This window comes from Pseudoalteromonas sp. SR45-6 (assembly GCF_014163545.1).
In the GTDB taxonomy this organism is placed as follows: Bacteria; Pseudomonadota; Gammaproteobacteria; order Enterobacterales; family Alteromonadaceae; genus Pseudoalteromonas; species Pseudoalteromonas rhizosphaerae.
Genome location: NZ_JACJDM010000107.1, coordinates 1 through 4,398, shown reverse-complemented (window position 1 = coordinate 4,398; position 4,398 = coordinate 1). Strand labels below are relative to the sequence as shown.

The 4,398-nt window shown below is 41.2% G+C and carries 2 protein-coding genes; both read left to right on the top strand.

The annotated features are described in order from the left end of the window. Positions 1-165 precede the first annotated feature (165 nt). Positions 166-2,814, top strand: a complete 2,649-nt coding sequence (locus tag H5158_RS22120; protein ID WP_182740923.1) for a family 20 glycosylhydrolase — start codon at positions 166-168, stop codon at positions 2,812-2,814. Positions 2,815-3,069: 255 nt separating this feature from the next. After that, positions 3,070-4,365 (top strand): N-acetylglucosamine MFS transporter NagP, encoded by a 1,296-nt coding sequence (gene nagP / locus H5158_RS22115; protein ID WP_182740922.1) that lies wholly within the window; start codon positions 3,070-3,072, stop codon positions 4,363-4,365. Positions 4,366-4,398: the final 33 nt, after the last annotated feature.

Sequence of the window (4,398 nt, the reverse complement as noted above, 5' to 3'; positions counted from 1 at the left end):
GCTTACCGCTTACCGCTTACCGCTTACCGCTTATTCCCTATTCTTTCAATTAATGATAGCGCTGTCATTTTATCTTTTATATGATGGAGGTGAATAAATAATAATAAATAACAGATTACGTGGGGGGAAATGCGTAGTCTTAGGGTATACAACGAGGAGAGAGCAATGGATTTTAAAAAGCGAACTTTAGCAAGTTTGATCGCGATAATGCCATTAATGGCGCAGGCGCAGTTTTCGCAAAATGATGTGAATAACTTTGCCAAAGAAACCACCCTGACATTTGCTGTGGTTGATAACTTTCATAATAAAGCCGCTGGTTTTTTAGGGACAATTACACTAAACAACCAATCTGATGTTGCACTTCCTGCAGGTGAAAGTGACTGGCAGTTGTATATTCACTCAGTTCGTAAGATCAGTACTGAGCTAGTTGCGGGTTTAAATATTGAACACGTAAATGGCGATTTACACCGCATTACCCCAACTAAAAACTTTACAGGGTTAGCTTCAGGTAAAAGCTTAGTACTTGAGTTTGACGCTCAAGTTTGGGTGGTTGCTTATTCTGACTTTATGCCACGTGCTTTTTTTGTCTCTGGTGATAATAAACCGGCTATTTTTGCAAATACTGACAGTGAAGATATGACCCAGTTTGTTGCACCGTTTGAGCGTGAAAATCAACTGCGCCGTTATAACGAGCCAAAAGATTTAACGGTATTAGTCACCCCACAAGTGCGTTTTGAGCGTAATCAACAAACGACAAGTCAAGTATCGCAACAAGACGCATTAAAGCGGATCATTCCAAAGCCACAAAAAGTAGAGTTTAATCGCGGTACTGCAACACTTGATAGCAGCTGGCAGATCACTTTCCAAGGTCAGTTAAAGAACGAAGTCATGGTGTTTATGCAAGATTTGCAAGATGACTATGGCCTGACCTTAAAAGCCCAGCCAGATCACATCAAACTAGCAAAAGAAAAACTGATCAGCTTAAAAGTAAATCCACAGTTGGCCGGTGGTAAATCAGAAAGTTACACTCTTGAGATAGATGACGATCGTATTGAAATTGTTGGGAGTGATAATGCCGGTGTATTCTATGCCATGCAGAGCTTACTTAATCTACTCCCGGCAAATAGCCAAGGTATTGTAGACATTCCACAACTTGAGATTGAAGACAGCCCTCGTTATACCTGGCGTGGCATGCACTATGATAATGGCCGCAATTACCACGGCAAAGACGCTATGTTCAAATTAGTTGAGCAAATGGCGCGTTATAAAATGAATAAACTACATTGGCACTTTTCAGAAGATGAAGGTTGGCGCTTAGAAATTCCAGGATTACCAGAGCTAACTGATATTGGTGGTTATCGCTGTTTTGACCTTGAAGAAAAAGAATGTCTGTTAACACAGCTAGGAACCGGACCATTTAAATCGGGCTCAGGTAATGGTTACTTAACTCGTAGTGAGTTTGTTGAATTATTAAAGTTTGCTAAAGACCGCCATATTCAGATTATTCCAGAAATTGAAGGGCCGGGGCATGCTCGCGCATCAATTAAAGCAATGGAAGCACGTTATCATAAGCTTGCCGATGAGGCGCAACGAGTAGCCAAAAATAAGCTTGTTAATAAAAAGAATGCGGGGAAAGAGACTCAGCAGATAGATATCAGTGCTGCAACCCAGTATTTATTGAGTGATCCAAAAGACACCTCGGTTTATATGACGGTGCAAAACTACAAAGATAACTCGATGAACGTATGTATGGATTCAACCTACGCCTTTTTAGATAAGGTTACCTACGAATTACAACAAATGTACCGCGAAGCCGGTGTGCAATTGACTAACTTGCACTTTGGTGGTGATGAAGTAGGGGCCGGTTCATGGGTTGGCTCGCCAATATGCCAAGCAATGTTTGCCGATCCAAATAATGGTGTTGCCGGTGCCGCAGATCTTAAACCTTACTTTACACAACGTGTGGCCAAGTTACTTGAAAAACGCGGGATTTCGCCTGGCGCATGGGAAGATGGTTTAATGTATGACCAAACAAACCCATTTAAGCGCGACGAGTTTCCAAACAAAACCTTTACAGCAAACGTCTGGGACAATATTTGGGAGTGGGGTGTTGCAGACAGAGCTTATCGCCTTGCCAATGCTGGCTACCAAGTGATTCTATCGCATGGTACACACTTATACTTTGACCATCCTTATGAAGCTCACCCAGAAGAACGTGGGTATTATTGGGCAACTCGCTATACCGATACTAAAAAAGCATTTAATTATATGCCAGACGATGTGTATGCAAATGCAGATTACACCCGAACACGGGAGCCGATAGATAACCTTGAAGCTTTAGTTGGTCGTCCACTACCAAAATTAGAAAAGCCAGAAAACATCTTAGGTATGCAAGGACAAGTTTGGTCTGAAACTATTCGAACCGAAGATCAAGTATTGGCAATGATATTCCCGCGTATTCTGTCTGTCGCTGAGCGTGCATGGCATAAAGCACCATGGGAAGGCGAGCAGGTTGATCGTAAAAGCCAAGAAAAAGACTGGGCACAATTCTCTGCTGCAGTTGGTTTGAAAGAGCTTAATAAATTGGCCAATGCAGGCATAACTTTACATTTGCCGGTACCCGGTGGCGTGATTAACAATGGTCAGCTTGAGGTTAATACGCCATTTACATATTTAAATACCGAGTATAGTTTAGATAATGGCGCGAGTTGGCAGCAATATACAGCTCCGATCAGTGTTTCTGAACAGCAGTCTGTAGCATTACGTAGTAGCTTAGATAGCAAACTAAAAAGCAGAATTACTCATATAAATTAATATATTAGTAACTAATTACGTTTTGAAAGGGCCATAAAGGCCCTTTTTTGTGTCGTTGTAAAATAAATTGTTACTAGTAATATGGCTGTAATTAACGTAAAGTTTTATGGCAGCGCTGTCATTTTTGTTTCGACATTGTCATTTAAATGTCGCCAAGGTGTTATAAAATACAGCAACGCTAATCGTCGATTTAAGTTTTTTGAACTTAATTGCAATAAATAATTATAACGATAGCTCGCAATAAGAAGAAGTTTTATGGAAGCCACAGTGTCAAAAATAAATAAACAAAGTAATTTTATACCCATGGCCATTGTTGCCACTTTATTTTTTATCCTAGGTTTTGCAACCTGGTTAAATGGTTCACTAATGCCATACTTAAAACAAGTATTACAGCTGAGTCCATTTCAAGCCTCACTGATTTTATTCTCGTTTTATATAGCGGTGACGTTTACTGCTGTACCGTCGGCGATGATCATTCGTAAAGTCGGTTATAAAAATGGCATGGCACTCGGTATGGCAACCATGATGGTGGCAGGTTTATTATTTATTCCAGCTGCAAAAACTCAAGTATTTGTGCTGTTTTTATTTGCGCAGTTGGTTATGGGGGCAGGGCAAACCTTGTTGCAAACTGCAGTTAACCCGTATGTTGTTCGGATTGGGCCTGAGGAATCGGCCGCAGCACGTGTGAGCATCATGGGGATATTGAATAAAGGCGCTGGCGTGATTGCGCCAATCGTATTTACAGCGTTAATTCTAAGCGATTTTACTGGCCTTGTTGGTAAAGATTTATCACAAGCTGAAATTGATTCAATGGCAAATAGTTTAATTTATCCTTATTTATGGTTAGCGCTATTTATTGGTGCATTGGCATTTGCAGTGACAAAAATGCCATTACCAGAGCTTATTGATGATGAGGAGCAAGGTGCTAAAGGACAAGTAAAAGAAGCACTTTCTCACCCAAGCCTAGCATTAGGTGTGGTTGCATTATTCGTTTATGTAGCCGTGGAGGTGATTGCAGGCGATACCATTGGTACTTTTGCATTGTCGCTAGGTATTGAAAAATATAGTGTCATGACCTCTTATACAATGAGCTGCATGGTGTTAGGTTATATAGTTGGTATTGTGCTTATTCCGCGTGTTATTTCGCAGCAAGCAGCGCTAAGTGTGTCTGCAATTTTAGGCTGTGTATTAACACTTGCCGTGGTATTTAGCGATACTAGTTCAGTTGTGATCGCAACAGCGCTTGGTTTAGAAGTGCAATTACCAGATACACTATTGATGATAGCTGTGTTAGGATTTGCTAATGCTATTGTATGGCCTGCGGTATGGCCGTTAGCGTTGTCTGGGTTAGGTAAATTAACCAGTGTTGGTTCTGGCCTGCTTGTAATGGGCATCGCCGGTGGGGCATTTGGTCCTCTATTTTGGGGTCTAGCAAGTGGTGGTGTGGATTCTGCCGCGGCCCAGCAGGGCGCTTATATCGTAATGTTACCTTGTTATTTATTCATTCTTTTCTATGCTGTAAAAGGGCACAAGATGAAAAGCTGGAAATAAGATTAAAGTTGAAAGGTTACTGGACTTTGGAAG